Origin of the sequence: Stenotrophomonas acidaminiphila (genome assembly GCA_002951995.1) — a bacterium.
Taxonomy (GTDB): Bacteria; Pseudomonadota; Gammaproteobacteria; order Xanthomonadales; family Xanthomonadaceae; genus Stenotrophomonas; species Stenotrophomonas acidaminiphila_A.
Genome location: CP019797.1, coordinates 2,593,371 through 2,620,266, shown reverse-complemented (window position 1 = coordinate 2,620,266; position 26,896 = coordinate 2,593,371). Strand labels below are relative to the sequence as shown.

Here is a 26,896-nt window from a genome sequence, read left to right as displayed (position 1 = left end):
TGCATAACGGTAAATTAAACGATAATGATTCGCATGTCCACACGCATGCGCGGTGCCCCGACCGGCGCCGTGCCGGCTGGGTCAGTCGCGGTCGTCGCGGGCCCAGATGCCGCCGTTCTCGCGCTTGACCGGGAACTTGGGCACCGGGGTATAGGCCGGGGCGCACAGGGCGCGGCCGTCGCGGACATCGAAACGGGCGCCATGCAGGACGCACTCGATGCTGCCCTCGACCGGGTCGATGCTGCCCGAGGACAGCTCGAACTCCTCGTGCGTGCACTGGTCTTCCAGCGCGTACAGTTCGCCGTCCAGGTTGAACACGACGATCGGCGCGCCGGTCACCTCGTCGAACGCGGTCTTCATCTCGCCCGGCAGCAGCTCATCGCTGGCGCAGACATAGGTCCAGGTCGCGCTCATGCCGCCGGCTCCAGTCGCTTCTCCAGGACTTCGAAGCGCAGGTCGTCGCGTTTGGGCAGGCCGAAGCGCGCGTCGCCGTACGGGAACGGCTTCTTGATGCCGGTGCGGGCATAGCCGCGGCGCTCGTAGAAGGCGATCAGTTCGTCGCGGCAGTCGATCACGGTCATCTGCATGGTCGGCAGCCCCCACTGCGCCGCGACAAGCCGCTCGGCATGCTGCATGACCTGTTTGCCGACCCCGCCGCCCTGCGCCGCGGGGCTGACCGCGAACATGCCGAAGTAGCCATGACCGTCCTCGTCGGCGACGTGGCAGCAGGCCAGCAGCCGCCCGCCCTGTTCGGCCAGCAGGATCACGCTGCGCGGCCGCTGGATGTCGGCGAGCAGGCCCGCGGCGTCCACCCGCTGGCCGTCGAGGAGATCGGCTTCGGTGGTCCAGCCCACGCGCGAGGCGTCGCCACGGTAGGCCGAGGTGACCAGTTCGATCAGGGCCGGAACGTCGTCCGGGGTGGCGCTGCGGAAGGTGAGGGTATCCATCGCCGCATTGTAGCGATGCCGGATTTCCTTGTAGATGCGGGGCCTGCCGCGCATGCCGTGACGGCAACGCCGCGGGCGGGGCATGCCCCGCCTCCACGCTCAGCCCAACAGGGCGCGTACCTTCTTCAGCGCGGCCATGAACGCCTCGATTTCCGCGTGCGTGTTGTAGAACGCCAGCGAGGCACGGCAGGTCGCGGCCACCCCGTAGTACTGCAGCAACGGATGCGCGCAATGCTGGCCGGAGCGTACCGCCACGCCCTGCAGGTCGAGCAGGGTGGCCAGGTCGTGCGCATGCGCGCCTTCGACCAGGAACGAGACCACCGCCGCCTTGTGCGGCGCGGTGCCGAAGATGCGCACGCCGTCCACGCGCTGCAGTTCCTCGGTGAAGTGCGCCAGCAGTTGCTGTTCGCGGGCGGCGATGTGGTCGCGGCCGAGGCCGTCCAGGTAGTCGACCGCCGCGCCAAGGCCGACGAAGCCGGCAATGTTGGGGGTGCCCGCCTCGAACTTGTGCGGCGCGTCGTTGAACACCGTGCCGTCGAAGCTGACCTCCTTGATCATCTCGCCGCCGCCCAGGAACGGCGGCATCTCCTGCAGCAGCTCGCGGCGCGCCCACAGCGCGCCGGTGCCGGTGGGGCCGCACATCTTGTGCCCGGTGACGGCGTAGAAGTCGCAGCCGATGGCGGCGACGTCCAGCGCCAGGTGCGGCGCGGCCTGTGAGCCGTCGATGACGCTGACGATGCCGCGCCGGCGCGCTTCGCGGCAGATCTCGCGCACCGGGTTGACCGTGCCCAGTACGTTGGAGACGTGGGTCAGCGCCAGCAGCTTCACGTCCGCGGTCATCGCCGCGTGCAGCGCGTCCATGTCCAGGCTGCCGTCCGCGGTGATCTCGGCCACGCGGATGCGGGCGCCGGTGCGTTCGGCGACCAGCTGCCACGGCACGATGTTGGCGTGGTGCTCCATGCGCGAGACCAGGATCACGTCGCCGGCCTTCAGCCGCGGCAGCGCCCACGAGTAGGCCACCAGATTGATGGCGAAGGTGGTGCCGCTGCACAGCACCAGCTCGTTGGCGCGCACGTTGAGGAAGCGCGCCAGCTTGGTGCGCGCGCCTTCGTAGGCGTCGGTGGCCTCGGTCCCCAGCGCGTGCACCGCGCGGCTGACGTTGGCGTTGTAGCGGCGGTAGAACTCATCGACCGCGCCGATCACCGGCAGCGGCTTCTGCGCGGTGTTGGCGTTGTCGAAGTACACCAGCGGCTTGCCGTTGACCTCGCGCATCAGCAGCGGGAAGTCGGTACGCACGCGCTCCCAGTCGGGGGCGCTGCCGGTGTCGGGGAGGGGGCGCGGGGAGGAAAGGTTCATGCCATGCCTGCCTGGTGCAGTGCCTGGCCCAGGTGCTGGACCAGCTGCCCGGTGAGGGTGTCGTCCACGGCGGCCAGCGGCTCGTGGCAGAACGCGGTGCTGAGCATGGCGCGCGCCTGCTCGGCCGGCACCCCGCGCGAGCGCAGGTAGAACAGCGCGTTGGCGTCGAGCTGGCCGACGGTGGCGCCGTGCGCGGCCTTGACCTCGTCGGCGTCGATCACCAGCGTGGGCTGGGTATCGATCTCGGCGTCGGCGGACAGCAGCAGGTTCTTGTTGGACAGGTTGGCGTCGGTGCCGTCGGCGCCCTCGCGGATATGAATGCCGCCGTGGAACACGACCCGGCTGCGGTTGGCCGCCACGCCCCGCCACAGCAGTTCGGCGCGGGTGTCGCGGGCGATGTGCTCGATGCCCAGGCGGGTGTCGATGTGGCGGCGGCCGGTGCCCAGCAGCACGCCATTGGCGACCAGCAGGGCGTTGTCGCCTTCCAGGCGCACGTTGAGTTCATGGCGGCTCAGCGCGGCGCCCAGTTCCAGGTCGATGCGGCGGTACTCCGCATCGCGCGCCAGCACCGCGTCGGTGCGCAGCAGCGCGGTGGCGCGCGCGCTGTCGGCCTGCACGCGGGCATGCGCGAGCCGCGCGCCCTGCGCCAGGTGGACATGCACCAGTGTGTTGTCCAGGTGCGCGCTGTCGCCGGCATGCAGGTGGTGTTCGACCAGGTCCAGCGACGCGCCACGGCGCAGTTCGACCAGGTGCCGGTGATGCCAGGCGATGTCGGTCGCATCCCGGGTCGCGGCCGCGGTCGTGGCATCGGCGTGCGCGGCGGCCAGCGGCGCGCTGACGAACACCAGGTGCAACGGCGTTGTCGCGGCGATGCCCTCGGCCACCTGCACCAGCACGCCCTCATCGGCGAGCGCGGCGTTGAGCTGGGCGAACACCTCCTCGGCGCGGTCGAAGCGGCGGCCCAGGAAGCCGGCGGCCAGCGGCTCGTCGCGGCGTACCGCCGACAGCGTGCGTACCTGGACGCCGGTGTCCAGCCCTGACAGGTCGCTGTGGGCGTCGCTGGGGCGACCATTGACGAAGACCAGCCGCGGCGCCGGGATGGCGGCCAGCAGTGCGGCGTCGATGGCCGGCGCCTGCAGCGGCGCGGCATCGAAGCTGCGGCGTTCGAGCTGGCGCAGCGAGGTGTACTTCCAGGCTTCGCTGCGCGCGGCGGGCAGGCCGCTGCGCAGCGCGGCATCGAGCGCGGCACGACGCTCGTCGTTGCCGCAGAACGCGGCGGCCAGCGATTGCAGGAGCGGGCTCATTACTTGGCCGCCTCGCGCACCACGCGGTCCTTGAGGAAGTCGTAGCCGTGCGCTTCCAGTTCCAGCGCCAGCGCCGGGCCGCCACTCTTGACGATGCGGCCATCGGCCAGCACGTGCACCACGTCCGGCTTGATGTAGTCGAGCAGGCGCTGGTAGTGGGTGATGACCAGGAACGAGCGCTCCGGCGAGCGCAGCGCGTTGACGCCGTCGGCCACGCTCTTGAGCGCGTCGATGTCCAGCCCCGAGTCGGTCTCGTCCAGGATCGCCAGCTTCGGCTCCAGCACCGCCAGCTGGAAGATCTCGTTGCGCTTCTTCTCGCCGCCGGAGAAGCCCTCGTTGACGCCGCGGTGCAGCAGCTCGTCCTTCAGGTGCAGCACGGCCAGCTTCTGCCGCACCAGCTTGAGGAACTGCATCGAATCGAGTTCTTCCTCGCCGCGCGCCTTGCGCTGGGCGTTGAGCGCGGCGCGCAGGAAATAGGTGTTGTTCACGCCCGGGATCTCCACCGGGTACTGGAACGCCAGGAACAGGCCGGCGGCGGCGCGCGCCTCCGGCTCCAGCTCCAGCAGGTCGTTGCCCTCGAAACGCACGCTGCCCGCGGTGACCTCATAGCCATCGCGGCCGGACAGCACATTGCCCAGCGTGGACTTGCCGGCGCCGTTCGGGCCCATGATGGCGTGGACTTCGCCGGGCTTCACGTCCAGCGACAGACCCTTGAGGATTTCCTTGCCGGCGATGCTTGCGTGGAGGTTTTCGATCTTCAACATGAGGGTGCGGTCTTCAAATTTGAATGTGGGGCAGGGCGATCAGAGCTCGCCTTCGGCGCGATCGAGGAAGGTGGCGCGCAGCCAGCCGGTGCGCTGCCGGGTGAGCTCGGCCTTGTTGGCCGAATACAGCATCGGGTACATCGAGCCGTACAGGACGCGCGGGTTCTCGTCCTTGCCCACCGGGTAGCGTGCCTGGATGTCGGCGTCGCGCAGCTGGATCCACAGGCGCTGGGCGTCGCGCAGCCTGGCGATGGCCACCGGCTGGCCCTGCAGCTTCTGCATCACCTGCCGGTACACGGCGTTGAGCTCGGCATCGCTGGCGTCGGCTTCACGCGCGGCGCATTCGTTGATGTCCAGCTGGGTGCGGGCACTGTCGCAGGCCTTGCCTGGCGACGCGGCCGAGGCAGCGACCGGCAGCAATGCCAGCAGGAGCAGGGGCAGGCGACTCATCCGACCGAGCCTTCCAGCGACACTTCCAGCAGCTTCTTGGCTTCCACCGCGAACTCCATCGGCAGCTCCTTGAACACCTGCTTGCAGAAGCCGTCGACGATCATCGACACCGCGTTCTCCTGGTCGATGCCGCGCGCGCGGCAGTAGAACAGCTGGTCGTCGGAGATCTTGGAGGTGGTGGCCTCGTGCTCGACGGTGGCGGCGGGGTTCTTCACCTCGATATAGGGGAAGGTATGGGCGCCGCATTTCTTGCCGATCAGCAGCGAGTCGCACTGGGTGTAGTTGCGCGCGCCGTCGGCGCTGGCGGCGACCTTGACCAGGCCGCGGTAAGTGTTCTGGCCACGGCCGGCGCTGATGCCCTTGGACACGATCTTGCTCTTGGTGCGCTTGCCGACGTGGATCATCTTGGTGCCGGTGTCGGCCTGCTGGCGGTGGTGGGTCAGTGCCACCGAGTGGAACTCGCCCACCGAGTCGTCGCCCAGCAGCACGCACGAAGGGTACTTCCAGGTGATCGCCGAACCGGTCTCCACCTGGGTCCAGGTGACCTTGGAGCGGGCACCGCGGCATTCGGCGCGCTTGGTGACGAAGTTGTAGATGCCGCCCACGCCGTTCTCGTCGCCCGGGTACCAGTTCTGCACGGTGGAGTACTTGATCTCGGCGTCTTCCAGCGCCACCAGTTCCACCACCGCGGCGTGCAGCTGGTTCTCGTCGCGCATCGGCGCGGTGCAGCCTTCCAGGTAGGAGACGTGGCCCCTGTCCTCGCAGATGATCAGCGTGCGTTCGAACTGGCCGGTATTGTTGGCGTTGATGCGGAAATAGGTGCTCAGCTCCATCGGGCAGCGCACGCCCTTGGGCACGAACACGAAGCTGCCGTCGGAGAACACCGCCGAGTTGAGCGCGGCGAAATAGTTGTCGCCCACCGGCACCACCGAGCCCAGGTACTGGCGGACCAGTTCGGGGTGCTCGCGGATGGCCTCGGAGATCGAGCAGAAGATCACGCCCTTGTCGGCCAGTTCCTTGCGGAACGTGGTGCCCACCGAGACCGAGTCGAACACCGCGTCGACCGCCACGCCGGCCAGCCTGGCGCGTTCATGCAGCGGCACGCCGAGCTTGTCGTAGGTGTCCAGCAGTTCCTTGGGGACTTCGTCCAGCGACTTGTACTTGGGGCCCTTGGGCGCGGAGTAATAGCTCAGCGCCTGCAGGTCGATCGGGCCGATCTGCAGCTTGGCCCAGTCCGGCTGGCGCATGGTCAGGAAATGGCGGTAGGCGTCCAGGCGCCACTGCGTCATCCATTCCGGCTCGTCCTTCTTGGCCGACAGGGCGCGGATGATGTCCTCGTCCAGGCCCGGCGGGAACGACTCGGACTCGATGTCGGTGACGAAGCCGGCCGCGTACTTGCGGCCCAGCTGTTCGTGGATCTCGCGGTTGGGGGTGTCGGCGCTGCCGACGTTGTCGATGGTCTCGGTGGCCATGAGGCTGCCTACGGAATTCAGGAAACGATGCTGACGTCGATGCGCCGGCGATCAGCAAGTGGGAGGGGGTGCAGCATCTGCGCCAGGGTGACCCCGCGCAGGGCATCGGCGACCACGTCGTTGATCAGCCGCCAGTTGGAACGCACCCCGCACTGGCGCGCGATGCCGCACTGGCTCTCGCCCTGGCTGCATTCGGTGATCGCCAGCGGGCCTTCCATCGCCTCGACGATCTCGATCAGGCTGATCTCGGTGGCCGGGCGGGTCAGGCGGTAGCCGCCGCGCACGCCGCGCAGGCCTTCGACCAGCCCGGCCTGCGCCAGCGGCTTGAGCAGCTTGCTGACCGTGGGCGGTTCGAGCCCGGCGGCCTCGGCCAGCTCGGTCGCGCTCAAGACCTCGTCCGGCCGCGTGGCGAGCACGGTCATGACGACGCTGGCGTAATCGGTGAGCTTGGTGACGCGGAGCATGCGAAGGCGGGGGAATCAATGTGGACCGAAATTGTACGCTTTTGTGCGCGGGGCCTCAAATCGGCCGCCGGCCGCCGCGTTGATGCAGGTCAAGCGGCCGCCTTGTGGCGCCCCGGGCTTGGGAAGCCTGCGCGACTGCGCGAGAATCCCCCTTCCCATCGTTTCCCGGCCATGTACATGCCCAAGAAGATCCAGGCGCGCAAATCCACCATCCACGGCAATGGCGTGTTCGCGCTGGCGGCCATCGCCAAGGGCGAGCGCATCATCGAGTACAAGGGGCTGCGCCGGACCCACGCCGAGGTGGACGCCGACGATGCGGGCGACGTGGAAAGCGGGCATACCTTCCTGTTCACGCTCAACGACGATTACGTCATCGATGCCAGCTACAAGGGCAACGACGCGCGCTGGATCAACCACAGCTGCGACCCCAACTGCGAGGCGCTGATCGAAGAGGCCGAGGGCGACGACCGCACCGCGGACAAGGTGTTCATCGAGGCGATCCGCGCGATCCGTCCGGGCGAGGAGCTGACCTACAACTACGGCATCACCCTGGCCGAGCGCCACACCCCGCGGCTGAAGAAGATCTGGGAGTGCCGCTGCGGCTCGCCCAAGTGCACCGGCACCATGCTGCAGCCCAAGCGCTGAGCGGCAGCGGGTGACTGGACATGAAGAAGGCCGCTTCGGCGGCCTTCTTCGTTCCCGGCAGGTGGAACTGCCCGCTGGTCCGCAGGTGCCGGGCTTGCCCCGCGCTGGACTTCCCCGGGGAGCGCCAGGCGGGGCAAGCCGCGCATCCACGGCCGTCCGTTTCGTGGCGCCTCGCGTCATCGCAGGCGCGCGGAACCTCAGTTGCCCAGCAGCCCCTGCGGCAGCAGCGTGCCCAGGTTCTGGTTGAAGTCCACCGCGATGCGGCCGTTCTCGATGCCCACCGACTTCACCTGCAGCGCGCCCATCACGTTGGCGATGGCCGGTTCGATGCGGTAGATCGGCTCGCGGCGCGCGTAGTCGGCCAGCCAGGTGTTGAGCAGGCCGCGGGTACCGGCGTCGAGTTCGGCCCCGGCCATGGCCGGGCGGAACGCGTCGACGGTCGGCTGCTCGAGGTGGAAGCCACGGGTCTGCGCGTCGTAGCGCAGGCCGCTGCTGAGCTGTACGTTGCCCACCGGCATCGGCGCGCCGCCGGCGGCGGCCATGGCCAGGTCGAACTGCAGGTTCAGGCGGCTGCCCGCGGGCAGGGTGAGCCGCGGCTGGCTGACGGTCATCGCCAGCAGCCCGCCCAGTGCCTTCTGCGACCGCGGGAAACTGCCGTCCAGGTAGTGCTGCACGTCGGCCGCGTCGACCAGGAGCCGGCGGCCGCTGACCTGCGGCGCGGCATGGGCGCTGGTGGCCAGGACCACGCAGGCGACGGCGGGCAGCAACAGGGTGCGGAGGTTCATCGTATCGGCCTGTGAGAGTGCGGCGGGAAGCGACGCACGATACCCGGAAACGGTGAATGGCCGGTTAGCGCGCTGGCGACGGCGTCGCCGCAGTCACTGCGCCGGGCGCAGTGCGCGCAGCCGCGCGATCAGTCCGTCCAGTTCCGGCTGCAGCGTGGCCAGCGGGTGGCCGTCGCCGCGCGCGGCCGCGGCCAGCGCTTCCAGCAGCCCGGTGGCGACCACGACGCCGGCGGCCTCGTTGCAGGACAGGCGCCGCTGCCGCTGGGCCTCCTCCAGTTCGCGCATCCAGTCGCGCGGGCTGCGCTGCTCGAACTCGATGGTGCAACGGCCGCTGCACTGCAGGCCATCGGCTTCGATCGGCGTGACGGTGATGCGGTAACGGTGCTTGCTGCTGGACATGGTGTGGCGTGGGGTCGTGTGGCTTGGCGACCACCATAGGCCCGGCGCGCGGCCGGGGCGAGGCGTCAGCCCATGACGCTGTGTTCCAGTGCAGGCCGCCGCGCAGGGCAGCGGCCCGTGCCGGCGGGCACCCCGTGGCCATCGCTGGCGGGCGTGCCGCAGGCCGCGTGGCGCACCGGTCCACGGCGCCGGCCACGGCGTCCGTTGGGGGGCACGTCCCGCGCTTTCCAACCACCGGCTGCGCGGCAGCGCTGCTCCCGGTGCATGTCGGCGCCCGCGGATTGCTGCCGATCCGGCAACGCACCGTGGTGATGGCGGCGCTTGCGCGCGGTGGCTGGATCTCCCCTCCGCGCATCCGCGCGGGTTGGTGCAGACGCCTTGCAGGCGGGCGCCGGGACGATTCCGGCGTTGCCCGTCGATGACCCGGGAAGCGCCGTGCACGGCGCAAAAAAAAACGGGACGGCATGGCCGTCCCGTTGTTTCGCCCAGGGCGCGCGGATCAGATCGCGGCGTCCTTGAGCTTCTTGAGCGGGCGCACCTTGATCTTGGTGGAAGCCGGCTTGGCGGCGAACCACTGCTCTTCCTTGGTGAACGGGTTGATGCCCTTGCGCTTCGGCTTGGCCGGCACGCTCACGGTGGTGATCTTCAGCAGGCCCGGCAGGGTGAAGCTGCCAGCGCCCTTCTTGTTGACCGATGCGGCAACGGCGCCTTCCAGCGCGGCCAGGACGGAACGGACATCCTTGGCGGCGACGCTGGTCGCCTCGGCCAGGTGTGCAACCAGACCCGACTTGGTCAGGGCTTCCTTGATCGGCTTGGGAGCGGCCGGCTTGGCGGCTGCCTTCGTAGCGACTTTCTTCGCTGCCTTCTTCGGGGCAGCCTTCTTAGCGGTCTTTGCCATGGTTTCCTGTTCCGTGAGCGGATGGTTGTTGGTCGTGCCGACCCCGTCGGCAAGCGAAATGTAGGGCATGCGCGGTGCATCGCCAATAGGCCGGGGCACAAAAACCCCATAAAAATTGCATCCAGCCGCCCTTTTGCCACGGCGCGGGCGACGGCGGCGGGAAAATGCACGGCAAACGCGGGGGTGCATGCCGGTAATGGCGGCGGGCATGGGCGCGGCCGGCAGCGCTGGCCGGCGCGCGGGGCGATGCCGCCGCGGCGCACAAGGCGCTAACGAACGCTCGCCTAGGCTGGGGCCACCTTCAATGCATGCACAGGAGACTTGCCATGGGTATTTCGCGTCACGCCACCGCGCACTGGGAAGGTGACCTCAAGAGCGGGCAGGGGCGGCTGAGCACGCCGCAGAGCGGCCTGATGGACAACACCCGCTACGCGTTTTCCAGCCGCTTCGGCGACGAGAAGGGCACCAATCCCGAGGAGCTGATCGCCGCCGCGCACGCCGGCTGCTTCACCATGGCGCTGTCGGCGAAACTGACCGAAGCCGGTTTCCCGCCGCGCTCGCTCGACACCCGCGCCGATGTCGACCTGTCGATGGAGGGCGGGCCGCAGCTGTCGCGCATCCGCCTCAGGGTGAAGGCGGTGGTGCCCGGCATGGACGAAGTGAAGTTCCGCGCGGTGGCCGACGACGCCAAGCAGAACTGCCCGGTGTCCAAGGCGCTCGGCGCGGTGCCGATCAGCCTGGAAACCGAGTTCGCCTCCTGACCCGTCGGCCGGGGCGGTGCGCAACCGCCCCGGCGTTCCGGTTCAGGGCCGTTTCACGCGCCGCGCCGGAGCATCCGTCCATCTCCCACGCCGGTGCGGCCGCCATGTCCCGATCATTGCCTGTTGCAGGTGTCCTGGTCTTTGGTTGCCTGCTGGCGTTCACCGCCTCGGCGCAGCGCTACGACGACGGCAGCTATCGCCCCTACCCGGGCAGCAGCGGCCAGTGGCGCGACGATGATGGCCGTTACGACCGCGACGACAACGGCCCGGTCTACGACTATGCCCGGGTGGTGCGGGTGGATCCGATCATCGTCGACGGCGGCGGCCGCCAGGGCGCCTGTTACGAGCGCAGCGATGGCGATTACGTGTACGACGCCGACGGCTACCGCCGCGAGCGTGGCGATATCCGCGACTATGGCGACGGGCGCGATGGCGGCTATCGCCAGGGCAGCGATGGCGGGCGCCAGGTGGCAACGGTGATCGGTGGCCTGGCCGGCGCCATCATCGGCAGCCGCATCGGTGGCGGCGATGGCCGCTATCTCGGCACCGCGATCGGTACCGTCGCCGGCGGCGCCGCCGGTCGCGCGATCTATGACGCCAACAACCGTCCGCTGTACCGCCGTTCGGACGTGCGCGTATGCGAGCCCGAACGCGATGTTGGTGGCTATGGCTACGAGCGCGAACGGGTGGCCGGCTACGACGTTACCTACGAGTACGCCGGCCGCGAGTACCACACCCGCCGCGACTACCACCCGGGCGAACGCATCCGGGTGCGGGTGGACGTCAGCGCCGACTGATCCGCGCCCGACGGCGCCCGCGGTTCGTTGTCACGCCTGGCCGATGACGGCATAGTCGCCGTTCCCGTTGGCCAGGAGTGTCCCCGCATGCGCCGTACCGCCGCCTGTCTCGCCATCCTGCTTCCCTGCCTGCATGTCGCGCCGGTCGCGGCCGGGGTGCGGGTGCTGCTCGCCGACACCATCCGCACCGGCGATCCGCAGCAGCCGTCCGCCAGCGCGCTGGCCTGGGACACGGACGACGGCCGCCTGCTGGCGGTGGGCGAACGCACCGCGCTGCTGCAGCGCTATCCGCAGGCCACGCGGGTCGATGTCGGCAAGGCCACGGTGGTGCCGGGGCTGATCGACGCGCACGCGCACCTGGTCGGCCTTGGCAACACCCTGGCGCAGGCCGATCTCAATGGCGCGCGCAGCCGTGCCGACGTGGTCGAGCGGCTGCGCGCGTTCGAGAAGACGCTGGCGCCGGGCGAGTGGCTGCTTGGCGCCGGCTGGGACCAGAACCGCTGGGACGATACCGCGTTCCCGACCGCGGCCGACCTGGACGCCGCGTTCCCCGAACGACCGGTGTACCTGGAACGTGTCGACGGCCACGCCGGCTGGGCCAACAGCGCCGCGCTGCGGATCGCGGAAAAGGCGGGCAGGTCGTTGTCCGGCGACTGGCAACCCGAGGGCGGGCGCATCCTGCGCGATGCCGCCGGCAAGCCGGCCGGGGTGCTGGTGGACGCCGCATCCGCGCTGGTCAGCGCGCATATCCCGGCGCCTGACGCGGCGGTGCGCGAAAAGCGCCTGCAGGCTGCACTGCAACTGGCGGTCAGCAACGGCCTGACCGGCGTGCACGACATGGGCGTGTCGCGCGGCGACCTGGCGGTGATGAAGCGGCTGGCCGACCAGGGCAGATTGCCGCTGCGCATCGACGCCTACGCCGATGGCAACAACGCGGCGCTCGATGACCTGTGCGCCAACGGGCGCTACACCCATCCCGGCGGGCGCCTGCAGATGCATGGGGTAAAGCTGTTCATGGACGGCGCGCTGGGCAGCCGCGGCGCCGCGCTGCTGGCCGACTACAGCGACGACCCGCACAACCGCGGCCTGCTGATGACCTCGCCGGAGGAATTCGAGGTGGCCGTGCGCAAGGCCGATGGCTGCAAGGTGCAGGTGGCCACCCATGCCATCGGCGACCGCGGCAACCGCATCGTGCTCGACACCTACGAGAAGGTGCTGGGCGCACACAAGGGCAACGACCACCGCTGGCGCGTGGAGCACGCGCAGGTGGTGGCGCTGGAGGACATCCCGCGCTTCGCCCGGCTGGGGGTGATCGCCTCGATGCAGCCCACCCACGCCACGTCGGACATGGGCTGGGCCGAGCAGCGCGTGGGGCCGGAGCGGATCAAGGGTGCCTATGCCTGGCAGCGTTACCTGCACAGCGGCGCGCGGCTGGCGCTGGGATCGGACTTCCCGGTCGAGCAGGTCGATCCGCGGCTGGGCCTGTATGCCGCGGTGACCCGGCAGGACCGCGATGGCCACCCGCCGGGTGGTTGGCAGCCGGAGCAGCGCCTGAGCGCGGAACAGGCGCTGCGTGGCTTCACCAGCGACGCGGCGTATGCCGGGCATGACGAGACCCGGGTCGGTCGCCTGCGCGCCGGCCTGCACGCGGACTTCGTGGTGCTCGATCGCGATCCGCTGGATCCGGCCAGCGGTCGCCTGGACGCATTGAAGGTGCTGTCCACCTGGGTCGATGGCGAGCCGGTGTACACCGCCGCGGCGCCGGCCGGCGAGGGCTGACCCCGCGGTACGACGCGGCCGGAGTGGCCCAGCCGCACCGTGACGCCGATACCGGATCGCCGCACGGACAGGCCGCGGTGGACGCCACGCTGTGCGCGCCAGAAGGCCATGCAGCCACGCCGCGCAGGTTGCATGCAGGTGGAAAATCCGCGCAGTCGCGGCTGATATGTGCCGCTACGGCGGCGGTTGCGGAAGAAACCGTCCGCTCTTCGTCGCGTGGTCGAGCGTGATGCAGTTCACCCTGCGAGAGACGGTGGATCCGCAAGTCGAATCCGGCCAGGCGGCGTCGCGCCCCATGCGGCGGGCGTTTGCGCGCCCCGGCGCTGCGCCGGCCGCTGGGCCCGATCCGCCGGAAAATCCGGTTGCAGGCGCAATGAAATTCGTCTTCCCCCAGACACTGCGCTTTGTTCGTTCACGAGTTGGCACTGTCGGTACGCCCCCTGCGGGCGTCCCACAGTCATCGCGAATCCGGGTAACGAACACATGCGCAAGCCACTCCCGCTTCATCCCCTGACGTTGTGCGTCCTGGCCACCCTGGCCGCCTCCGCCGACGTCCATGCCCAGGCCAAGGAAGAAGGCAGCGATCGCAAGGTCAGCGATCTCGCCACGGTCAGCGTCTCCGCCTCGCGTATCGACCGCCCCGACCTGGTGGCGCCGACGCCGACCCTGCCGATCACCGCCGAAGAGCTGAAACTCGATTCGCGCACCAACATCGGTGCCGCGCTCAACGACCTGCCACAGTTCCGCGCGACCAGTTCGCCACAGACCACCGGTTCCAACACCGGTGCCGGCAATGCGCCGGTTGACCTGCGCGGGCTGGGCATCTCGCGCACCCTGGTGCTGCAGGACGGCCGCCGCATCTCCAGCGACAACGACCTGAACACGATCCCGTCGATCGTCGTCAAAAGTGTCGACGTGGTGACCGGCGGTGCCTCCGCGGCGTGGGGATCGGGTGCGGTCGGCGGCGTGGTCAACATCACCCTGGACCACGACTTCGTCGGCTTCAAGGCCGGCGCCCAGGCCGGGCAGTCCACCTACAATGATGGCAAGGAGAAGCGCTTCGAGGCGGCCTGGGGCACGGACTTCGCCGACGGCCGCGGCCATTTCCTGGTCGGCGGCGAGTTCCTCGACAACGACGGCATCGTGCCGCGCAGTTCGCGCAGCCGCGCCGGTCGCTGGTCGACGCTTTCGAACGGCAAACAGCTCGAATTGATGCCCGACGTGGGCTTTTCCGATGCAGCGTACGGTGGACTGATCCTGCCGCGGAAGCTGCCCGGCGGTGTCGAGGATACGTCCGCGCTGGCGGGCAAGGCGTTCAATCCGGATGGTTCGCTGCGCGACTTCCAGTACGGCCGCGTTGTCGGCGCGCTGATGAGCGGTGGCGAGGGGCCGTCGAACGACGATTACAGCCCGCTCAGCGCGCCGCAGAAGCGGTACTCGGTGCTGGCCAGCGGCCGTTATGACCTGAACGACGATGTGCGCCTGACCGCCGAAGTACGCCACTCGCGGATGTACAACAACTACATCTGGTTCGGCGACCACAACCGCGGAGAAGGCTTCACCGTCAAGATCGACAATGCCTTCCTGCCGCAGCAGGTACGCGATGTGATGCTGGCCGAAGGGCGTGAGACGATCAACATCGGCCGCTTCAACAACGACATCAACTACCCGCACATCGATTTCGAGCGCAAGACCACGCAGGCCACGCTCGCCCTGGACGGCTACGCCGGCGACTGGCGCTGGAGCGCGTACTACAGCCATGGCGAGGCCGAGGCGAACTTCGATACGCCGGGGTTCATCCTGCGCGAGGCGTGGGCCAATGCCATCGATTCGGTGATCGACCCGGCCACCGGCAAGCCGGTATGCCGCGTCAGCCTCGGCAACCCGGCGCTGCACTGCGTGCCGATCAACGTGTTCGGCGAAGGCGCGCCGTCGCAGGAGGCCATCGACTACGTGACCGGCACCCCGCAGCAGCGTGCCAAGACCACGCTGGACGTGTTCGGTGCGAGCCTGCGCGGCGAGCCCTGGGAACTCCCGGCAGGCGCGGTCTCGGTCGCGTTCGGCGTGGAGGGCCGGCGCGAGGCGATCGACCAGCGTGTCGGCGCGCTGGACGCGGCCAAGGCCTTCCGTTCGTTCAACTTCAGTGCGATGAAAGGCGCGTTCAACGTCAAGGAGGCCTTCGGCGAGGTGCTGGTGCCGCTGGTCAGCGACGTGCCCGGCCTGAACAACCTGGCGCTGAGCGCGGCCGCGCGCATCTCCGACTACAACACCACCGGTTCGATCTGGTCGTGGAAGCTCGGTTTCACCAACGAGTTCGTCGATGGCTTCCGCGGCCGCATCGCCCGTTCCCGCGATATCCGCTCGGCCAACCTGGGCGAGCTGTTCACCACCACCACCACCGGCTGGAGTTACGTCACCGACCCGACCAACAACCAGACCGTGTATGCGCTGAGCAACGGTGGCGGCAACCCGGGGCTGCGTCCGGAAACGGCCGACACCCTGACCGCTGGGCTGAGCTGGTCGCCGCGGGCGGTCGAAGGGTTGGATCTGTCGCTGGACTATTTCAACATCGACATCAAGGACGTGATCACCACGATCGGGCTGCAGGACATCCTCAGCCGCTGTGCCGCCGGCAATGCCGAGCTGTGCAGCCGGGTCGAGCGCGACGCGGCAGGAAACATCACCCGCATCGTCTCCACCTACACCAACCTGTCCCAGTACAAGACCGACGGCGTCGACCTGGAAGCCTCCTACCGCCGCGACGCGCGCCTGTTCGGCGTGCCCGGGCGGCTGCGCCTGCGCACCCTGGCGACCTGGGTCAACAGCCTGAGCACCGACGACGGGGTCAAGCGCATGGAGTACGTGGGCTCGCAGGGCTACGCGTTCGGCCTGGGCGTGCCGAAGTGGCGCGCGGTGTCCAGCATCGCCTTCGACAGCGATGCGTTCTCGGTCAACGCACGCGCGCGCTACCTGTCCGCGGGCGACTACGACCGCAACCAGAACATCGTCAACAACCGGATCGGCAGCTACGTGTACTACGACGTCGGCGGCGCCTACCGGCTGGGCGGCGAGGGCAGGGTGGAGCTGTATGCCAGCGCCAACAACGTCTTCAACAAGAAGGCGCCCATCGCCGCGACGTTCTCGCCCTATTACGACGTGATGGGGGCCTACTACACCGCCGGCGTGCGGGTGACGTTCTGAGCGGCGCGGCCGCCAACCGACAAGGAGCAGAAATGAATCATGCACTCCATGCGCTGCTGGCGGCGGCATTGGCCGTCGCCGGCAGTGCCGCCGCGGCGGTTCCGGTGCCGCCGGCGATCCATGCCGACGGCGTTCCGGCCATTCCCGCGGCGACCGCCGAGGCCAGCGCCCGCTACCTGGAATTCCGTCGCGCCGCCTTCCTGGGCTGGGACCCGCAGAACCGCTCGGCCCTGATCAAGACCCGCTTCGGCGGCACCGACCAGCTGCACAGCGTGCAGTCGCCGGGCGCCGCGCGCACCCAGCTCAGCTTCGAGGCCGAGCCGGTGCCCTTCGCCAGCCACGCCCCCGGCGACAGCGGTCACCTGGTGGTGCAGAAGGACATCGGCGGCAACGAGTTCTTCCAGCTGTACCTGCTGAAGGACGGTCGCCTGGAGCTGTTGACCGACGGTCGTTCGCGCAACTGGTTCGGCAGCTGGAGCCGTGACGGGCGCCTGCTCGGGTATGCCTCCTCGCGGCGCAACGGCGCGGACATGGACCTCTACGTGCTGGACCCGGCACGGCCGGGCAGCGACCGGATGGTCGCGCAGGTCAGCGGCGGCGGCTGGAACATTTCCGACTTCTCGCCCGACGGCGCGCATGCGCTGGCCATCAACCGGCTGTCGATCAACCACGCCGTGCTGGCCGAGGTCGACCTGCGCAGCGGCGCGATGAAGGTGCTGACCCCGGCGCGCGGGCGCGCGTCCTATGCCGATGCGCGCTATGCCCGCGACGGCCGGATCTGGGTGCTGTCCAACCGCGATTCGGATTTCGTCCGGCTGGGCAAGCTGGACCCGCGCAGCGGCGCGTTCACCGCGGTCAGCCGCGAACCGCGCTGGGACGTGACCGACTACGCGGTATCGGACGACGAGCAGGTACTGGTCTATGCGATCAACGACGGCGGCGTGTCGCGGCTGCGCGTGGGCGACGGCGCCGGGGCCAACCTGCGGCAGGTCGACGGCCTGCCCGACGGTGTCTTGGACTGGAGCATCGGCCAGCTGCTGCAGATCGCGCCATGGGGCGAGATCGGCCTGAGCCTGTCCTCGGCCAAGGTGCCCGGCGACGTCTATTCGATCGATGCGCGGACGCTGGCGGTCCGGCGCTGGACCCGGAGCGAGGCCGGTGGACTGGACCTGGAGCGGAACCGCGAGCCGGAGCGGGTGGAAGTCGCCAGTTTCGACGGCGAGAAGGTGTCCGGCTTCCTGTACCGCCCCGATCCCGCCCGCTTCCCGGGCAAGCGCCCGTTGATCATGGACATCCATGGCGGCCCGGAAGGGCAGAGCCGGCCCGGCTTCCTCGGTGCCGACAACTATCTGCTCAATGAGCTCGGCGTGGCTCTGTTCCTGCCCAACGTGCGCGGCTCCTCCGGCTACGGCACCCGCTTCCTGGACCTGGACAACGGCCCGTGGAAGCGCGAGGACTCGGTCAAGGACATCGGTGCGTTCATCGACGCGCTGGCGGCCGATCCGGCATTGGATGCGGCGCGGTTCGCGGTCTACGGCTTCAGCTACGGCGGCTACATGTGCTACGCCTCGGCGGTGCATTACAGCGACCGTCTGCGCGCGGCCAGCTGCGCCGTCGCCATTTCCGATTTCGTCACCTTCCTGGAAAACACCCAGGCGTACCGGCGCGACCTGCGGCGGGTGGAGTACGGCGACGAGCGCGATCCGGCCCAGCGTGCCCGGCTGGCGGAGATATCGCCCTTGCGCAATGTCGGGAAGATCCGCATTCCGCTGATGGTCGCCGCCGGCGGCAACGATCCGCGGGTACCGGCTTCCGAGGCCGAGCAGATCGTCAAGGCGCTGCGCGCGCAGGGCGGCGACGCCTGGCACGTGCTGGCGCGCAACGAGGGCCACGGCTTCCACAAGCGCGAGAACCGCGATTACATCTTCTGGGCCGGCATCGAGTTCTGGAAGAAGACGCTGCTCGCGCCGGCGCAGTAGGCGCCACGGCAGGCGTCGGCATCGGCCGGCGCCTGCGCCTCAGCGGTCGTCATGCAGCTGGCCGCCGGGCAGGAACACCCAGGTGCGGGTGACCTGCAGGATGTCGATGTCGTCGCTGGTGCGCGGCAGCGGCGGGAACGGCTGCGCCAGCTCCACCACCCGCAGCGCGGCCGCGTCCAGCAGTGGCGTGCCGCTGCTGCGCAGGATGCGGCTGCTTTCCACGCTGCCGTCGCGGCGCACGCCCACGGTGATCACCACCTGGCCGCCGAGACGGCGCTGGCGCGCTTCGTCCGGGTAGTTCAGGTTGCCCACGCGCTCGGCGCGGTCGACCCAGGCGCGCAGGTAGTTCGCGTATGCATACTCGCGGGTGCTGGCCGAGACGAACTTGCGGTTCGGGCGCTTGGCGTACTGCTCCGAGCGCAGGTGCACCTCGGCGGCCAGCCGTGCCATCTCCGCGTCGCGCTGTTCGCGCGCGGTCATCGGCGCGTCCGGCGCAGGGCGTTCGGGCAGCGGTTGCGGCTGCGCCTGGGCCACCACGTCCTCGCCGCGGGTGCTGCTGACCACGCGCGCCTGCGGCGGGGGCGCGGCGGCGGCCTGGCGTTGCGTCGGCACCGGCGCGATGCCGTCATCGGCGCGTGGCACGATGCCGGCCTGGCTGTCGCGCGGCCGTTGCGGCGTGTCGTGGTCGCCGCCGCCCTGCTGGTTGGCCTGGGCCAGGAAATCGGCCTGTTCCGGCGTCAGCGGCGTGCTGGTCTGGCTGAAGATCACGTCCAGCGTCGGTACCAGCGGCGCGTTGCCGCCGACCGCGAAGCCCACCCCCAGGATCAGCAGCCCGTGCACCAGCAGCGAGAGCGTCAGCGTGGCGCCCAGCCGTTGCTGCTCGGTGATGCGCGCCGGCGGCGGCAGGGCATCCACGGGTACGCTCATCGCCGCAGGCCGGCCTCGAGCGCGTCGAACAGCTGGCCGGCGATGTTCAGGCCGAACTGGGCGTCGAGCTCGCGGGCGCAGGTCGGGCTGGTGACGTTGACCTCGGTGAGGTAGTCGCCGATCACGTCCAGGCCGACGAAGCGCATGCCGCGCCGCTTCATCTCCGGGCCGACCTGGGCGGCGATCCAGCGGTCGCGCTCGCTCAGCGGGCGGCCTTCGCCGCGGCCGCCGGCGGCCAGGTTGCCGCGGAACTCGTCGCCCTGCGGGATCCGCGCCAGGCAGTAGTCGACCGGCTCGCCATCGATCAGCAGGATGCGCTTGTCGCCGGCGCTGATGTCGGGGATGAAGCGCTGCGCCAGCGCCAGCCGGCGGCCACCGTCGGTGAGCGTTTCCAGGATCACGTTGAGGTTGGGGTCGCCGGTGCCGCTGCGGAAGATCGAACGCCCGCCCATGCCGTCCAGCGGCTTGAGCACCACCTGGCCGTGCTCGAGGGCGAACGCCTTGAGCGCGGCGGCGCTGCGGCTGACCAGGGTCGGCGGGCAGCATTGCGGGAACAGCAGCGCGGCCAGCTTCTCGTTGTAGTCGCGCAGCCCCTGCGGGTCGTTGACCACGCAGGCGCCGGCGGCCTGGGCCACCGACAGCACCTGGGTGTCGTACAGGAACTCGCCGTCGAACGGCGGGTCCTTGCGCATCAGCACGATCTGGCCGGGGCCGAACGCGGTGCGGGTGTAGCTGCCCAGGGTGAACCAGCCGGCCGGGTCGTCGCGCACCTGCAGCGGCGCGGTCTCGGCCACCGCGGCGCCGCCCTCCAGCGCCAGCCCGCCGGGGCGCACGTAATGCAGGCGGTGGCCGCGCCGCTGGGCTTCCAGCAGCATGGCGAAGGTGGTGTCCTTGGCGATCTTGATTTGGGCGATGGGGTCCATCACCACGATGACGTCCAGCATGATCCACGGCCGTTCGGGTCAGGCGGCGATGGTAGCGCCCCGGCACGACGGGCGCCCAGCGCCACGCGCGGTCCGGAGCGTTGCGGGGCTGAATGGCCCCGCGCAGCGACTGCGATGGGGTTCACACTGCGGGCGGCGATGGCCCTGCGCTGACGGCGGCCCTTGACAGTTTGCGGCCGGGCTGGGATATAGACCGCTTTCGCAGCAGCTCCACGTTCAGATGGCGCGCTGCGCGCCCGGGGAAATCGCAATGGTTGAAAACATGGCTGCGGGTGGGGAACTCGCAGGGTTGAAGGTGATGGTCATCGACGATTCGAAGACCATCCGCCGTACCGCCGAGACACTGCTCAAGCGCGAGGGCTGCGAGGTCGTGACCGCGACCGACGGTTTCGAGGCATTGGCCAAGATCGCCGACCAGCAGCCGCAGATCATCTTCGTCGACATCATGATGCCGCGGCTGGACGGCTATCAGACCTGCGCGCTGATCAAGGGCAACCAGCTGTTCAAGTCCACGCCGGTGATCATGCTGTCCTCCAAGGACGGCCTGTTCGACAAGGCGCGCGGCCGCATCGTCGGCTCCGAGCAGTACCTGACCAAGCCTTTCACCCGCGAAGAACTGCTGGGCGCCATCCGTACATACGTCAACGCCTGACCAGGGGTAAGGCACATGGCTCGAATCCTGTTGATCGAGGACTCACCGACCGACCGGGCGGTGTTCACGCAATGGCTGGAGAAGGCCGGGCACGAAGTGCTCGCCACCGACAATGCCGAGGACGGCCTGCAGATGGCGCGCAGCCAGGCGCCGCAGCTGGTGCTGATGGACGTGGTGCTGCCCGGCATGAGCGGGTTCCAGGCCACCCGCGCGCTGTCGCGCGACGAGGCCACGCGCGGCATCCCGGTGCTGATCGTCAGCACCAAGAGCATGGAGACCGACATGGCCTGGGGCATGCGCCAGGGCGCGTCGGATTACGTGGTCAAGCCGCCGCGCGAGGACGACCTGATCGCGCGGATCAACAAACTGGTGGGTTGATGCGATCTCCCTTCGACATCCTCGAGGCCTATGAGCGGCGCAGCCTGGCGCACGCGGTGCAGTTGCCGGAACGGCATTTTTCCGCCGACGTGTGGCGTGGCGTGGGCTACCGCATCGGCAGCCGGCGCCTGGTGTCCGATTTCCGCGAGGTGGTCGAGATCGTGCCGATGCCGCCGGTGACCCCGGTGCCGGGCGCGCAGCCCTGGCTGCTGGGCGTGGGCAACCTGCGCGGCAACCTGTTCCCGGTGGTGGACCTGAAGTACTTCCTGGAGGGGCAGCGCACCGTCCAGCAGGAAGGCCACCGGGTGCTGATCATGCGCCAGACCGGCGGCGACGTCGCCATCAGCATCGACGAGCTCTACGGGCAGCGTAGTTTCGAGCTGTCCACCCGGGTGCCGGCCGGCGACATCGCCCAGGGCCGCTACGCCCATTTCGTCGAGCACGCCTTCAATGACGGCGACCACGACTGGGGGGTGTTCTCGCTTTCCCTGCTGTCGCGCACGCCTGAATTCCGGCAGGCCGCCGCCTGAGTGCGGGCCCGCCTTTCCGTATTGGATACCGAGGTCGAAACATGAGTACTGCTCCGGACGCCGCCAAGACCAGCAAGCTTGGCAACGTGAGTACCAATTTCTGGTTGGGCCTGCTGGTGCTGTCGATGATCGTGTTCGGCGCCAATACCGGCGTCGCGACCTGGCAGGGCAGCCGCCTGGCCGGCGCGGGCACCGGCGCGGCCGACCTGCAGGTGCTGTCGCAGCAGCTGGCCAACCAGGGCCGCGAGGCGGTGGCCGGCAACCGCGCGGCCTACGCCGCGTTCAAGGACACCCGCGCGCGGGTCGACCGCACCGTGGGTGAGCTGCAGGGCCGGTTCGGCCAGGAGGCCGGCGTGGCCACGCCGCTGCGGCAGCTGGTCGAGACCTGGCAGCCGCTGTCCAAGAACGCCGAGCAGATCGTGGCCAGCGAGCCCGCGGTGCTGGCGCTGGCCGGCAACGCCGACAGCTTCGTCGGCGCGGTGCCGCAGCTGCAGGCGCAGCTGAACGAAGTGGTGCGCGCGATGACCGCCGGTGGCGCCCAGTCCAGCCAGATCTACAACGGCCTGCAGCAGGTCGTGGTGGTCGGCTCGATGGCCCGCCGCGTCACCGAAATCCGCGCCGGCGGCCCTGGCGCCAGCGGCGCCGGCGACGCGCTGGCGCGCGACATGACCGTGTTCACCCAGGTGCTCGAAGGCCTGCGCAACGGCAGCGAGGAGCTGGGCATCGCCGCGGTGCGCAACCCCGCCGCGCAGGTGGCGCTGGAGCAGTCGGCCAGCCAGTGGACCAAGATGAAGAAGGACGCCGACGCGATCCTGGCCAGCTCGCGCAACCTGTTCGCCGCGCAGTCCTCGGCCGCGGCGCTGGCCAGCGGTTCGGACCGCATGCTGGACAACAGCCGCAAGCTGTTCGACGCGTTTTCCGCGTTCGGCTCCACCCGCGACACCCGCATCTTCCCGAACTTCTGGTGGAGCGTGGTGTTCGGCGCGCTGTCGGTGCTGTCGATCATCGGCTTCGTGTGGAGCACGGTGCGCAGCCGCTCGCGCGAGCAGGAACTGCGCTACCAGACCCAGGTGGAGTTCAACAGCCGCAACCAGCAGGCGATCATGCGCCTGCTGGACGAAATCAGCTCGCTGGGTGAAGGCGACCTGACGGTGAAGGCCTCGGTGACCGAGGACATGACCGGCGCCATCGCCGACGCGATCAACTACGCCGTGGACGAGCTGCGGCACCTGGTGACCACCATCAACGACATCTCCAGCAAGGTGGCGGTGTCGGCGCAGGAAACCCAGGCCACCGCCATGCAGCTGGCCGAGGCGGCCGGCCACCAGGCCGACGAGATCACCAGCGCCTCGGACCGCATCGGCGAAATCGCCTCGTCCATCGAACAGGTGTCGCGCAACTCCAGCGAGTCGGCCGAAGTGGCGCAGCGCTCGGTGGTCATCGCCACCGAGGGTGCCGGCGTGGTGCGCCAGACGATCCAGGGCATGGACCAGATCCGCGACCAGATCCAGGAAACCTCCAAGCGCATCAAGCGCCTGGGCGAGTCGTCGCAGGAGATCGGCTCGATCGTGGAACTGATCAACGACATTTCCGAGCAGACCAACATCCTGGCGTTGAACGCGGCCGTGCAGGCGGCGTCGGCCGGCGAGGCGGGCCGCGGTTTCGCGGTCGTGGCCGACGAAGTGCAGCGACTGGCGGAACGTACCTCCGGTGCGACCCGGCGCATCGAGGGCCTGGTGCAGGCCATTCAGGCCGACACCAACGAAGCGGTGACCTCGATGGAACAGACCACCGCCGAAGTCGTGTCGGGCGCGCGCCTGGCCGAGGACGCGGGTACCGCGCTGACCGAAATCGAACGCGTGTCCAACGCGCTCAACACCCTGATCAAGAACATCTCCATTGCCGCCCACCAGCAGGCCGCCGCCGCTACCGACATCACCCAGACCATGGGCGTGATCCGGCAGATCACCGGCCAGACCTCGCAGGGCGCCGGGCAGACCGCCGATTCGCTGGGCCAGCTCAACCAGCTGGCGGCGGACCTGCGGCGTTCGGTGGCCGACTTCAAGCTTCCGGCCTGAACCGGTTGAACGGGCGGGGATGGAAAGGAACCAGCAGATGAAGTGTCGTCATACCGCACAACAGGGCCGCCCGGACGGCAAGCGAACGATGCTGCACGGGAGAGTGCGATGAGTACCTTGCGCGATGCGATGAGCCACGCGGCGCTGGGCTGGGTCAAGCCGGAGCTGGACGAGACCCTGCGCCAGGCGCGCAGCGAGATCGAATACTTCGTCGAGGACCCGGCCGATGCCAGCCGCATGCGCTTCTGCGCCGGCTACCTGCACCAGGTGCAGGGCACGCTGCGGATGGTCGAGCTGTATGCCCCGGCGATGGTGGCCGAGGAGCTGGAGCTGCTGGCCGACGCCGTGCGCGAGGGCGCCGTGCCGGACCGCGACGAGGCCTGCGCCACCCTGATGCGCGGCACCGTGCTGCTGCCCGACTACCTGGAGCGCCTGCAGAACGGCCATCGCGACATCCCGATCGTGCTGTTGCCGCTGCTCAACGAGATCCGCGCCGCGCGTGCCGCCGAGGGCATCAACGAAGGCGTGCTGCTGGCGTTTGATCCGGAAGCGGGCAAGGCCAGCGAGGCCGAACTGGAACACGCGCGCGGCAGCCTGCAGGGGCGCAACCGCGAGCTGCTGGACACGGTCGGCAACGCGGTCAAGGAAGAACTGCTGCGGATCAAGGACGCACTGGACCTGCACGTGCGCACCGGCGGGGCGACCGCCGACCTGCAGACCCAGGTCAACGAGCTGGGCGCGGTGTCCGACACCCTGGGCGTGATGGGGCTGGGCGTGGCCCGCGGCGTGGTCGCGCAGCAGCGCGACGCGCTGCGCGAGGTGGTGGAAGGCAGCCGTCCCATCGACGACAACCTGCTGCTGGACATCGCCGGGGCGCTGCTCTACGTCGATGCCTCGCTGGACGACCAGGTCGCCTACCTTGGCGCCGCGCTGGAAGGCGACGAGGATCCGGCCGCGGTGGAGACCCGGCGCACGGTCGAAGTGCTGGCGCATGAAGCCATCGCCAATTTCGCCGCCGCGCGCGAGGCGTTCGTCGCCTTCATCGAGACCAACTGGGACCACGCGCGCCTGCAGGACGTGCCGCGCCTGCTCGACGAGGTGTCCGGCGCGCTGCGCATGCTCGACCTGCGGGTGCCGGCGGACTACATGAACGGCATCCGCCAGTACATCGGCGTGGAGCTGATCGGGCGCAAGCGCATCCCCGGCGGGCGCCAGCTGGACACGCTGGCCGACGCCATGGCCAGCCTCGAGTACTACCTGGAGGCGCTGCGCGAGCGGCGTCCCGGCCGCGAGGAGATCTTGGACATCACCCGCAGCAGCCTGGAGGCGCTGCGCTACTGGCCGGTACCCGCCGCGGGCCGGCAGGAGGACGCCGCCCCGGCGTTCGCCATCGATTTCCCGGAAGCGGCGGAGGCGGCGCCCGCTGCCGCCGCGCCGCCGCCGGTCGAGGTGCCGCAGGCACCCGTGCAGGCGCCCGCACCGGCGCCCGCAACCGCCGCCACGCCCCTGGTGTTCGGTGATGCCATCCATGCGCCGCCGCCGTCGACCGCGCCGGTCGCGGAACCGCCGCCGCTGCCGTCGTGGGACGCCGGCGACGGCTTCGGGGCGTTCGATCCGGTGGCCGCCGAAGGGCTGCCGGCTGCGGCCGAGGCGGATTTGAGCGTCGCGCCGCTGGATCTTTCTGCCGACACCGAGCTGGCGCTGGAGCCGTTCGCTGCCGATGACGCCAGCGACGCAGTTACCACGGATGCCGCTGCGCCGGGCGTCGCCGCTGGCGAGCTGGGCGATGCCGCCGCGTGGACGGCGGACGAGGCCATGCCGGATCCGTCCGCGGCGCCGCTGTCGTTCGACGCGTCGTCGTTCGGCTTCGCCGACGGCGACACCGCCGCACCCGCGCCGGCCGCCGGGGACGAAGCCGATACCGCCGCCGCTGCGGCCGGTGGAACGCCGGCCCCGGACCACGAGATCGCCGCATTCCTGGCCGAGCTGGACAAGGCCGCCGCGTCCTTCGATCCGCTCGCTGCCGAGGCCGCCGAGGCCGATGTGGCGTCGGCGCCGCTGCTGGACGCGCCGGTGGTGCCGCTCGCGGCCGATGCCGGCGAAGGCGTGGATGGCGGCTTCGACAACGACGCCGAGCAGATCGACCAGGACATCCGCGAGGTGTTCATCGAGGAGTTCGACGAAGAGCTGCAGAACCTGGGCCGGCTGCTGCCGGCGTGGCGCGCCGCGCCCGAGAGCATGGAGCGCCTGCGCCCGGTGCGGCGCGTGTTCCACACCCTCAAGGGCAGTGGCCGCCTGGTCGGCGCACGCACCCTGGGCGAGTTCAGCTGGAAGATCGAGAGCATGCTCAACCGCGTGCTCGATGGCAGCCGCCCGGTCAGCCCGGCGGTGGTTACCCTGGTCAGCCAGGCCTACGACGTGCTGCCGCAGTTCAACGCCGCCCTGCGCGGCAACGGTCGCATCCATGCCGACGTGGCCGGCATGCAGGACATCGCCGACCGCGTGGCCGCGGGCGAGGAAGCGTTCCATGTTCCCGGTGCGTCCGCCGCGCCGGCCACCGCCGCGGCCGCGCCGGCCGCCGCGGCCGCGGCCGGTACCCCGGCATCGGTGGACAGCGTGCTGCGCGAGATCCTCGAAGCCGAAGTGGGCCAGCACCTGGCCACCGTCCAGGCGTGGCTGGCGCAGTCGCAGTCGCAGCCGCAGCCGGTGAGCGAGCAGTTGCTGCGCGCCGTGCACACCATGAGCGGTGCCTTCGCCATGACCGAGGTGCCGGAGATCACCGCGGTCACCACGCCGGTCGAATCGTTCGTCAAGCGCTCGCTGGCCAATGCCGTGGTGCCCAGCGCCGCGGGCGTCGCCGCGCTGGGCGAGGCCGCCACCGCCGTGGCCACCACCATCACCGCGCTGCAGGCACCGTCGCCGCTGATCCCGTCGTTCGCGCCGCTGGCCGCGCGCCTGCGCGAACTGGCCGACGCCCTGCCCGAGGCGCAGTGGCCGCCGCAGGTGCACGAGGAGCTGGACGAGGAGGCCGATGCCATGCCGTCGGCGGCCACGGTGCCCGCCGCGTCCGCACCGGCGCCGCTGCCGGTGGAGCAGGAACTGGCCGGCATCGGCGATCTTTCCGCCTACTTCGACCCGGCGCTGCTGGAAGCGTCGTTCGCGGATGTCCCGCGCATGACGCCGCCGCCAGAGAGGATGCGTCCGTGCCCGCCCCGCGGCGGAGGAGACGGATGCGCTGCAGGTCTTCGAGTGGCTGGAGGACGATGCGGACACGGGCGACGTGGAGGCTGCGCTCGCCGCTGCGACCGACGCCGGGCTGGAAAGCGCCGGCGCGCTGCAGGACACGGTGGCTGACGTCGACGCCGGCGCTGCGCTGCCGCATGACG

24 protein-coding genes are annotated in these 26,896 nt (G+C 69.8%); 11 read left to right on the top strand and 13 right to left on the bottom strand.

Features of this window, described 5'->3' with window-relative positions:
• Nucleotides 1-81: 81 nt before the first annotated feature.
• The 8 genes from B1L07_11755 to B1L07_11720 form a co-directional block, all read right to left on the bottom strand.
• The gene (locus B1L07_11755; protein ID AUZ55647.1) at nucleotides 82-414 is read right to left on the bottom strand and encodes a benzene 1,2-dioxygenase; all 333 of its coding nucleotides are present in this window, start codon (nucleotides 412-414) and stop codon (nucleotides 82-84) included.
• Nucleotides 411-947, bottom strand: a complete 537-nt coding sequence (locus tag B1L07_11750) for a GNAT family N-acetyltransferase (protein AUZ56571.1) — start codon at nucleotides 945-947, stop codon at nucleotides 411-413. The genes B1L07_11755 and B1L07_11750 overlap by 4 nt, the downstream gene beginning before the upstream one ends.
• A 99-nt stretch (nucleotides 948-1,046) precedes the next feature.
• A complete protein-coding gene (locus B1L07_11745; GenBank protein ID AUZ55646.1) occupies nucleotides 1,047-2,303 on the bottom strand; it encodes a cysteine sulfinate desulfinase in 1,257 nt (418 codons plus the stop codon).
• Entirely contained in the window at nucleotides 2,300-3,607 is a 1,308-nt protein-coding gene (locus tag B1L07_11740; protein ID AUZ55645.1) for a Fe-S cluster assembly protein SufD, read from the bottom strand. Before B1L07_11740 ends, B1L07_11745 begins: the two co-directional genes overlap by 4 nt.
• On the bottom strand, nucleotides 3,607-4,371 hold the full coding sequence (locus tag B1L07_11735; GenBank protein AUZ55644.1) for a Fe-S cluster assembly ATPase SufC: 765 nt from the start codon (nucleotides 4,369-4,371) through the stop codon (nucleotides 3,607-3,609). The genes B1L07_11740 and B1L07_11735 overlap by 1 nt, the downstream gene beginning before the upstream one ends.
• 39 nt (nucleotides 4,372-4,410) lie before the next feature.
• Nucleotides 4,411-4,821 (bottom strand): hypothetical protein, encoded by a 411-nt coding sequence (locus B1L07_11730; GenBank protein AUZ55643.1) that lies wholly within the window; start codon nucleotides 4,819-4,821, stop codon nucleotides 4,411-4,413.
• Nucleotides 4,818-6,293 (bottom strand): Fe-S cluster assembly protein SufB, encoded by a 1,476-nt coding sequence (locus B1L07_11725; GenBank protein AUZ55642.1) that lies wholly within the window; start codon nucleotides 6,291-6,293, stop codon nucleotides 4,818-4,820. The genes B1L07_11730 and B1L07_11725 overlap by 4 nt, the downstream gene beginning before the upstream one ends.
• A 17-nt stretch (nucleotides 6,294-6,310) precedes the next feature.
• Nucleotides 6,311-6,757, bottom strand: a complete 447-nt coding sequence (locus B1L07_11720) for an SUF system Fe-S cluster assembly regulator (GenBank protein ID AUZ55641.1) — start codon at nucleotides 6,755-6,757, stop codon at nucleotides 6,311-6,313.
• 177 nt (nucleotides 6,758-6,934) lie between these two features.
• Here B1L07_11720 and B1L07_11715 point away from each other — a divergent pair, with 177 nt between their 5' ends.
• Complete coding sequence (locus B1L07_11715; protein AUZ56570.1) at nucleotides 6,935-7,402, top strand: SET domain-containing protein-lysine N-methyltransferase; 468 nt, start codon at nucleotides 6,935-6,937, stop codon at nucleotides 7,400-7,402.
• A 197-nt stretch (nucleotides 7,403-7,599) separates the two neighbouring features.
• Here the strand turns inward: B1L07_11715 and B1L07_11710 are convergent, their stop codons facing one another.
• From B1L07_11710 to B1L07_11700, 3 genes are all read right to left on the bottom strand, one after another.
• Complete coding sequence (locus B1L07_11710; protein ID AUZ55640.1) at nucleotides 7,600-8,187, bottom strand: DUF1439 domain-containing protein; 588 nt, start codon at nucleotides 8,185-8,187, stop codon at nucleotides 7,600-7,602.
• A 93-nt stretch (nucleotides 8,188-8,280) separates the two neighbouring features.
• Complete coding sequence (locus B1L07_11705; GenBank protein ID AUZ55639.1) at nucleotides 8,281-8,586, bottom strand: hypothetical protein; 306 nt, start codon at nucleotides 8,584-8,586, stop codon at nucleotides 8,281-8,283.
• A 499-nt stretch (nucleotides 8,587-9,085) separates the two neighbouring features.
• A complete protein-coding gene (locus B1L07_11700) occupies nucleotides 9,086-9,484 on the bottom strand; it encodes a DNA-binding protein (protein AUZ56569.1) in 399 nt (132 codons plus the stop codon).
• 326 nt (nucleotides 9,485-9,810) lie between these two features.
• On the opposite strand from B1L07_11700, the gene B1L07_11695 reads away from it, so the two are divergent.
• The 5 genes from B1L07_11695 to B1L07_11675 all read left to right on the top strand — a co-directional run bounded on the left by B1L07_11695 (nucleotide 9,811) and on the right by B1L07_11675 (nucleotide 18,001).
• A complete protein-coding gene (locus tag B1L07_11695; protein AUZ55638.1) occupies nucleotides 9,811-10,245 on the top strand; it encodes an OsmC family peroxiredoxin in 435 nt (144 codons plus the stop codon).
• A 104-nt stretch (nucleotides 10,246-10,349) separates the two neighbouring features.
• Entirely contained in the window at nucleotides 10,350-11,042 is a 693-nt protein-coding gene (locus B1L07_11690; GenBank protein AUZ55637.1) for a hypothetical protein, read from the top strand.
• A gap of 87 nt (nucleotides 11,043-11,129) precedes the next feature.
• Nucleotides 11,130-12,821: an amidohydrolase gene (locus tag B1L07_11685; protein AUZ55636.1), complete on the top strand. Its 1,692-nt coding sequence runs from the start codon at nucleotides 11,130-11,132 to the stop codon at nucleotides 12,819-12,821.
• A gap of 483 nt (nucleotides 12,822-13,304) precedes the next feature.
• Nucleotides 13,305-16,022 (top strand): outer membrane receptor protein, encoded by a 2,718-nt coding sequence (locus B1L07_11680; GenBank protein AUZ55635.1) that lies wholly within the window; start codon nucleotides 13,305-13,307, stop codon nucleotides 16,020-16,022.
• Nucleotides 16,023-16,054: 32 nt separating this feature from the next.
• Nucleotides 16,055-18,001 carry a S9 family peptidase gene (locus tag B1L07_11675; protein AUZ55634.1) on the top strand — a complete coding sequence of 649 codons (1,947 nt, stop codon included), beginning with the start codon at nucleotides 16,055-16,057 and terminating at the stop codon, nucleotides 17,999-18,001.
• Nucleotides 18,002-18,040: 39 nt separating this feature from the next.
• Here B1L07_11675 and B1L07_11670 read toward each other — a convergent pair whose 3' ends face one another.
• Together B1L07_11670 and B1L07_11665 are read right to left on the bottom strand one after the other, a co-directional pair.
• Nucleotides 18,041-18,928, bottom strand: coding sequence for an energy transducer TonB (locus B1L07_11670; GenBank protein AUZ55633.1), 888 nt, complete (start codon nucleotides 18,926-18,928; stop codon nucleotides 18,041-18,043).
• Nucleotides 18,925-19,875, bottom strand: a complete 951-nt coding sequence (locus tag B1L07_11665) for a glutathione synthase (protein AUZ55632.1) — start codon at nucleotides 19,873-19,875, stop codon at nucleotides 18,925-18,927. Before B1L07_11665 ends, B1L07_11670 begins: the two co-directional genes overlap by 4 nt.
• A 247-nt stretch (nucleotides 19,876-20,122) precedes the next feature.
• Between B1L07_11665 and B1L07_11660 the strand changes: the two genes are divergently transcribed.
• From B1L07_11660 to B1L07_11640, 5 genes are all read left to right on the top strand, one after another.
• Nucleotides 20,123-20,524, top strand: coding sequence for a response regulator (locus tag B1L07_11660; protein ID AUZ55631.1), 402 nt, complete (start codon nucleotides 20,123-20,125; stop codon nucleotides 20,522-20,524).
• Between the two features lie 15 nt (nucleotides 20,525-20,539).
• Nucleotides 20,540-20,902, top strand: a complete 363-nt coding sequence (locus tag B1L07_11655) for a response regulator (GenBank protein ID AUZ55630.1) — start codon at nucleotides 20,540-20,542, stop codon at nucleotides 20,900-20,902.
• Nucleotides 20,902-21,432, top strand: coding sequence for a chemotaxis protein CheW (locus B1L07_11650; GenBank protein ID AUZ55629.1), 531 nt, complete (start codon nucleotides 20,902-20,904; stop codon nucleotides 21,430-21,432). Before B1L07_11655 ends, B1L07_11650 begins: the two co-directional genes overlap by 1 nt.
• A gap of 41 nt (nucleotides 21,433-21,473) precedes the next feature.
• Complete coding sequence (locus B1L07_11645) at nucleotides 21,474-23,510, top strand: chemotaxis protein (protein ID AUZ55628.1); 2,037 nt, start codon at nucleotides 21,474-21,476, stop codon at nucleotides 23,508-23,510.
• A 108-nt stretch (nucleotides 23,511-23,618) separates the two neighbouring features.
• Nucleotides 23,619-26,864, top strand: coding sequence for a hypothetical protein (locus tag B1L07_11640; protein AUZ55627.1), 3,246 nt, complete (start codon nucleotides 23,619-23,621; stop codon nucleotides 26,862-26,864).
• The last annotated feature ends 32 nt before the right edge of the window (nucleotides 26,865-26,896 follow it).